Origin of the sequence: Argonema antarcticum A004/B2 (assembly GCF_023333585.1) — a bacterium.
Lineage (GTDB): Bacteria > Cyanobacteriota > Cyanobacteriia > Cyanobacteriales > Aerosakkonemataceae > Argonema > Argonema antarcticum.
This window is the reverse complement of the sequence record NZ_JAIQZN010000002.1, coordinates 151,285-157,919: the sequence shown is the minus strand read 5'-3', so window position 1 is coordinate 157,919 and position 6,635 is coordinate 151,285. Positions and strand designations below refer to the sequence as shown.

At 43.6% G+C, this 6,635-nt stretch carries 6 protein-coding genes; 4 read left to right on the top strand and 2 right to left on the bottom strand.

What is annotated here, in order from left to right:
* Positions 1 to 173 precede the first annotated feature (173 nt).
* The 4 genes from LAY57_RS01850 (at position 174) to LAY57_RS01835 (ending at position 4,104) form a co-directional block, all read left to right on the top strand.
* On the top strand, positions 174 to 932 hold the full coding sequence (locus LAY57_RS01850; protein ID WP_249064587.1) for a prolipoprotein diacylglyceryl transferase: 759 nt from the start codon (positions 174 to 176) through the stop codon (positions 930 to 932).
* A gap of 723 nt (positions 933 to 1,655) precedes the next feature.
* A complete protein-coding gene (locus LAY57_RS01845) occupies positions 1,656 to 2,282 on the top strand; it encodes an ABC transporter permease subunit (protein ID WP_249064586.1) in 627 nt (208 codons plus the stop codon).
* Between the two features lie 15 nt (positions 2,283 to 2,297).
* Positions 2,298 to 3,713, top strand: a complete 1,416-nt coding sequence (locus LAY57_RS01840; protein WP_249064585.1) for a radical SAM protein — start codon at positions 2,298 to 2,300, stop codon at positions 3,711 to 3,713.
* A gap of 73 nt (positions 3,714 to 3,786) precedes the next feature.
* Positions 3,787 to 4,104, top strand: coding sequence for a hypothetical protein (locus LAY57_RS01835; protein WP_249064584.1), 318 nt, complete (start codon positions 3,787 to 3,789; stop codon positions 4,102 to 4,104).
* A 174-nt stretch (positions 4,105 to 4,278) separates the two neighbouring features.
* Here the strand turns inward: LAY57_RS01835 and LAY57_RS01830 are convergent, their stop codons facing one another.
* Positions 4,279 to 5,166 carry an NmrA family NAD(P)-binding protein gene (locus LAY57_RS01830; RefSeq protein ID WP_249064583.1) on the bottom strand — a complete coding sequence of 296 codons (888 nt, stop codon included), beginning with the start codon at positions 5,164 to 5,166 and terminating at the stop codon, positions 4,279 to 4,281.
* 95 nt (positions 5,167 to 5,261) lie between these two features.
* Positions 5,262 to 6,542 (bottom strand): glycosyltransferase family protein, encoded by a 1,281-nt coding sequence (locus tag LAY57_RS01825; RefSeq protein WP_249064582.1) that lies wholly within the window; start codon positions 6,540 to 6,542, stop codon positions 5,262 to 5,264.
* Between the last annotated feature and the right edge of the window lie 93 nt (positions 6,543 to 6,635).

Sequence of the window (6,635 nt, the reverse complement as noted above, 5' to 3'; positions counted from 1 at the left end):
AACTGACCACTGACAACTGACCACTGACAACTGACCACTGACAACTGACCACTGACAACTGACAACTGACAACTGACAACTGACCACTGACAACTGACCACTGACTAATTTTCTTTTGATTTTTCTTGCCCAATTCCCCAATCCAAAATCTAAAATCTAAAATCTAAAATTGAATGAGTTTTCCTGTTTATTTGTGGCTTGGTTCTTGGCGGATTCATCCTCATATTTTATTTGAGTCGTTGGCTTATGCGATCGCTTTTCGACTTGTTCTGCGTAATGTTCGCCAAGATACTATTTCTTCGCCGCAACGCAGTTCTGTGATCGTCGGTGGGATGGTTGGGGCTTTGGTGGGTGCTAAGGTGCTGGTTTTGCTACAGCATATTGATGTAGTTTGGCAGAGTTGGGAAAATTTTCTTTTACTTTTATTGCAGGGGAAAACTGTAGTCGGTGCTTTGCTTGGGGGATTGATTGGGGTTGAGTTGACGAAAAAGTGGATCGGAGTAAGGCGATCGACTGGCGATGCTTTTGTCTATCCTTTGATTGTGGGGACTGCTGTGGGACGGATTGGCTGTTTTTTGACGGGGTTGAGCGATCGCACTTATGGTATTGCGACTAGCTTACCTTGGGGTGTCGATTTTGGCGATCGCATTCCTCGCCATCCCACTCAGTTGTATGAAGTTATATTTTTGTTGATTTTAATGATATTTTTATTCATCCGCAGCCGCTACTCTCGTCAGGAAGGGGATTTGTTTAAGTTTTACGCGATCGCTTATTTAGGTTTTCGCTTGTCGATCGATTTCATTAAGCCAGATTTTCACCCATTTTTGGGGCTAACTGCTATTCAGGTTGCTTGTTTGCTGGGACTTTTGTATTATTCCCGCAGTATTCCCCAGATGTTCTCTTTCACTCCTATTTCAGCTAGGTTGCCTTAGTAGGGCACCTGATGTCTCGGATTGTCTGAAAATTGCGGCAAAATCGCATTGAAAAGGGGGATCGGGAGGTACTAGACAGGGACGGCTGTTTGATGTATGTTTATATAATAGGAATCTGTCAAAAATAAATATTACAACCTAGTTCTTCCTTGTCAAGATTAGTCTAACATAAAAAATTAGTCCTGTCAAGGGAATAGAAGAAAATGGCTGCCGGATTTGAAGACTAAGTTTAAGTGGTTTTTAACCACAGATGAACACAGATGAAGATGTGGATTTTTGGTAGATATAGTTAGTAGGGTGATAGACTAAGCTTTTTGGGAATTGGGAAAAAGGTTTTTTCTGTAGTTATCCATTACCGCTATAACAAAAAGCGCGGTTTGTCACCGCCTCAGATAAATATAGATGGTTGTTAAACTGCGATCGGGCCTAGTTGCCTAGAAATCTGATTTTTGAGCGGGCTCATAACGAGATTCAGGTTTGTAGGTAGTATGGAAGAATCGGGAGAAGCATAATATTGCACTGTAGTTCTTACTTGTCAATACTAAGGTAACATAAAAAAATAGTGCCGTCAAGAGGATAGAAAAAAATCGTGGGGGGATTTGAAGAGGAAGAGGTTTGGAAGTAGAGATAAGTAGAGATGAAGATGAAGATGTGGATTTTTTGGATATAAATGTAGATAGTTGTGAAAGTGCGATCGGACTTGGTTGGTTAGAGATATGAGTTTTGGGATTATCATGGCAGTATTGGCAAGTATTGTGTAATAGATCGTCAGAAGTGGAAGAAAGTCAAAGTATATATCAATCAATCTTAGCCAGCCTGGTATTATTGTGCCAAGGTTACATCCCAGCAGTCATCTTGGGAATTCCGATAGGAATGTTGATTGGGATGAACAACGTTATTTATCAGATATTTAAGAGAATTTGTCATATCCCAGCGACTATCCCTTCCATCGCCTTGTTACCGATTGCTTTGGTAGGATTCAAAAATAACCAACACGCCATCCTTTTCCTGATTTTCTTCAGCGCCATCTGGGAGATGATCGTAAATACTGGAACGGGTGTACAGGAATTCCGACGTAATGACAACAACTTTAGATCCGCTATCCATCATACATTTACAGGGCTGAGAATGGGAATGAGGTTAGCTTGGTTCACCCTAATCGCAGCAGAATTTTTGACAGGTAGTCAAGGGCTCGGCTTTTTCATCTGGGACGCCTATAATTCTAACATGATGAATGAAATGATGAAAGCGTTATTATATGTTGGGACGATCGGCTTTTTGGTGGATGGGGTGCTAGACTTGGCAGAATATCTGATTTCGCGACAAGTCGCAGACGAGCAAAATATGTAAACTTTCGTAATTGCTATGCCTACTAGATCGTATCTTTTTTATGCTTTAACGAACAGCGTTTGCTCTCAATGTCTAGTCAAGGTAGAAGCGAAAATCATTTTTCGGGACGATCGCGTTTACCTGGTGAAACATTGTAGCACCCACGGGCATGAGGAAGTGCTAATTGCGGATGATATCGAATATTATAAACAATCCCTGGGATTCATTAAACCTGGGGATATGCCGCTGAAATTCAATACACCGATAAAATACGGATGTCCCTACGACTGTGGACTTTGCCCAGATCACGAACAGCATAGCTGTTTAACGCTGGTAGAGGTAACGGATCGGTGTAATTTATCCTGTCCAATTTGCTACGCTGATTCGGGAATGGAAGAAATTTCCCAAATTTCGCAACAACCGCGACGCCATCGTAGTCTAGCACAAATTGAAATGATGTTGGATGCGATCGTAGAAAATGAGGGAGAACCTCAAATCGTGCAGATTAGTGGCGGGGAACCTACGGTACATCCTGAGTTTTTTGAGATTCTGGATCTTGTCAAAAGTAAGCCCATCAAGCATTTGATGATCAATACTAATGGTATCCGCATTGCCAAGGAGAGGAGTTTTTGCGATCGTCTCAGTCAGTATATGCCGGGAATCGAAGTGTATCTGCAATTCGATAGCTTTGAGGTGGCGGCGCTGAAAGAGTTGCGAGGTGCGGATTTGCGAGATGTTCGTGAAAAAGCGATCGCACATCTCAACGAGTATAACATCTCCACCACCCTAGTCGTCACCCTGAAAAAAGGATTGAATGATGGGGAAATCGGCAAAATCATCGACTACGCCTTACAGCAGAAATGCGTGCGCGGTGTCACTTTTCAACCTATCCAAGCAGCGGGACGTTTGGAGGATTTCGATCCCAAGCGAGATAGATATACGCTGACGGAAGTCCGTCGTTCTATTTTACAACAAAGTTCTCATTTCAAACCAGAAGATATTTTACCTGTGCCTTGCCATCCAGATTGTTTGGCGATGGCGTATGCGCTGAAACTGAATGGAAAAGTAATCCCGCTGACTGGTTTACTCAATCCAGATGAATTTGTCAAAATCATGCCAAATAGCGTTCTTTACGAGCAAAATGAAGAACTGAAGCGCAACATTTTCGAGCTATTTTCCACCAGTCATTCCCCCCAATCTTCTGCAACTTCGTTGAAACAACTATTGTGCTGTTTGCCCATGCTACCAGTTCCCGAAGGAATTACCTACGAGAATGTTTTTCGGGTGATGATTGTGCAATTTCTCGACCCATATAACTTTGATGTTCGTTCGGTGAAACGGTCTTGTATTCATATTGTACATCCAGATGGGAGAATTATTCCATTTGATACTTTCAATATGTTCTACCGCGAGGGAAGTGCTGGGTATCAGTTGGTTAGTAACCGACCGTAGAAAATAAACGGAATTTATTTGATGTCTTACAATGAGTTTAGTTTACCTAAAATCAAATATAAAAGGATAAATTATGGCAATACGAAATGAATTTCTTGGCATAATCTATGGAATGTTATTGTTATTGGGTATGCACGCCATCGCAATAGTAGCAATATTCATTTTAGGATTTGTTTTATTTTATAAAACACCAGATTACGTTATTTTAGTATTTTGGTTATATGCAGCATTTGGTTTTTCCTTAATTCAGTTATTATATGTAATTCCAGTTGTTTTAAGGCTCAAAAAACAACAAAGATGGGGAATGATGAAAGGAGTGATTATCGGCGCAGTAATTACTGCTTTGGTGAATGGCGGTTGCTTTTTGATTTACGGTAGAGCTACTTTCTAATGTTGGTAAAATTATGTCAAACAGGGATGAATTCGCCAAACCGAAAAATGGACGCGCTTTGCTTTGTTGGGTTGAGGCACGAAACCCAACAAAGCAAAGAAATGGCGAAGGTATTGTTGGAGAAACCCGGTTTCTAAGGGCTTGGCAGTTTTACGCTTAATTATGGCCACCTACTTAGCTGTGGGGTACGAAAGAAGCGATCGCATCTTCAATAGTAACGCGCCCTTTCAGATGGGTTGTTCCCTCATCTTCAAAGACGATATGTCCCGTATTGAAACCGCGTAACATCTCGCTCCAACCGACGATCGCACCTGGGCTATTGCCAAATTGTGCCAGCAACTGCGCCCAGTCCGATTCGGGCACTTCCACCGCTTGTACAGGGCGACCCAACGCCTGTGCGAATGCCGCCGCCACGTCGTTTGGGCTATAGGACTGCGGGCCTTGAAGTTCGAGCGTTCTGATACCGCTCCATGTTTCCAGCAGCGATTCTGCACAGACACGGCCAATATCCGCCGCTGCAACCATTGGGATCGCACGGTCTAGCGGAGAAAGAAAGCTCGGCATCACACCCTCGCTGGCGGCTACACTTGCCACAGATGCCCAATTCTCCATAAAGTAGGCACAGCGAACAAAGGCGATCGGCAAATCGATCTGTCGGAAGCGTTGCTCAAATATCCAGGTGGTGCGGATGTTACCAGTTCCCTCTGGAAGATGGGCACCTACCGAAGAAAGCACCACAAGTTTGGACAGTCCGGCATTCTGTACCGCTTCTTGCAATGCTGCACCTACGTTGTCGGCTACAGCGAACATATCATCCGCTTGGTAGTCTGGAGGATTGAGAAGATAAGCGCCTTTGGCACCCGAAAACGCCTGGGTCATCGCACCCACATCAGTAACATCGGCGACAGCTACCTCTGCACCGCGCTGAGCCCAAATCTCCCCTTTGCTAGCGTTTCTGACTACAACGCGCACAGATGCGCCGTGTTCGATTAAAGTGTTTGCTACTGCTCCTCCGGTTTGGCCCGTTGCTCCCAGTACGACGTAAATATCTTTTTGGCTCATGTTTTTTTCCGAGTTAATAGAATATTGGTTACAAAATTTCGATCGAAGTGCTTGCAGCAATTAAATTCGCTCACTTCACGTTATTATTTCACGTTTTAGCCATCTAAATCCTCAAATTTATAAAGTTCTTCTTGTACCAAATGAGCTAGTTTTTGTGCTGCACCTGCTTCACCGCGAACACTGCGGAGGCGATCGCGCATTTGGTCTAACTTTTCAGGATTATTCAAAAAATCTATAACTAAGTCTACCACATCTGAAGGTTGCAACTTCCCCACAATTTCTGGTACAATTTCGGCCTTAGCCCAAATATTCGGCCATGCAAATAACCGCTTCTGTCTCAATACCAACCAGTTAATGATTTTAGCAAAGATAGAACCAAATCCCGGTAAATTGGCAAGTAATCCTGGCAAACCATCCCAACTTCGCATTGCATCCAGTTGCTGAGTGGGAATCAACACAATCATCGGCACTGCTAAAGCGCCCAATTCAGCTGTATTCGCTCCCACGGTAGTCAGGCAAATAGAACATTGGGATAACAATTGATATGCAGGGGATTGTGTAAATAATTCTACGTGCAAACCGCTATTTGTTTTAAGAAAAGGAGGTTCTGGGTGAGGCGGACTGACCAATTCTGCACTTCCCCATCCCAGTTGCCCAATCAGGGGATTTTGTTGGGGATTTGCAAAACAAGCTAATTTTTGGATATCTAAAGTTGGCGCAACGGGAATTACGAAACGAGTTTGGGGACGCAATCTGTGGATCTGTTCTGCGATCGCCAATACCAAAGGCAGTCCTTGAAGTAATTTAGCAGGTTTAGATCCGGGCAGCAATCCAATCGATTCGATTTTAGATTTTGGATTTTGGATTTTATATTGAGGTTCGCTTTGTACCTCTGCCATTAAATCGCCGACGACGGTAAATTTATGAGCGTATTTATGATGGGTATGGGCAACAATTTCAGGTTTCATCACCCCAAATTTGTCAATCCAATTGTGCCAACGGGCTTGCCATTCTGCGTAGACTATGGTATTATAGTCTAAACGTTTGCCAATTAGCACGGTAAAAAATTGATCGCCGCCTAAAAAGAGAACTGCACCTTTTTGTCGCCAGTCCCAATTTTCGGCAGTCTTACCCCACAGCAAAAACCGAAAGAAATGTTCTGGCCCTTGGACGCGATCGACTTCTGGATAGCTTTGGGCAATTTCCACCTCTTTGCCACTCCCATTCGGACAGGGGGATAGCACGATCGAAATGCGTAAGAGAGTGCGATCGTCTCCTAATTGTTGACGAAGCGATCGCACTACTGGCCGCACCCAAGTTGCCAACTCCCCAGGCCCATTGGAGAGAATCAGAATATCAGCTGGCTGCACAATCATATTCTGTGAACGATTGCAATAGTGGTGGTAACGCAAGTTGCTAGTTATATAGTTGAGGTTGGTATTAGGTACGTAGTTGCGATGCCGCGCTCT

Bases quoted from the DNA above. Each gene is read 5' to 3' on its own strand.
- LAY57_RS01850 (WP_249064587.1), top strand. From the start codon at position 174: ATGAGTTTTCCTGTTTATTTGTGGCTTGGTTCTTGGCGGATTCATCCT.
- LAY57_RS01840 (WP_249064585.1), top strand. From the start codon at position 2,298: ATGCCTACTAGATCGTATCTTTTTTATGCTTTAACGAACAGCGTTTGC.
- LAY57_RS01835 (WP_249064584.1), top strand. From the start codon at position 3,787: ATGGCAATACGAAATGAATTTCTTGGCATAATCTATGGAATGTTATTG.
- LAY57_RS01830 (WP_249064583.1), bottom strand. From the start codon at position 5,166: ATGAGCCAAAAAGATATTTACGTCGTACTGGGAGCAACGGGCCAAACC.
- LAY57_RS01825 (WP_249064582.1), bottom strand. From the start codon at position 6,542: ATGATTGTGCAGCCAGCTGATATTCTGATTCTCTCCAATGGGCCTGGG.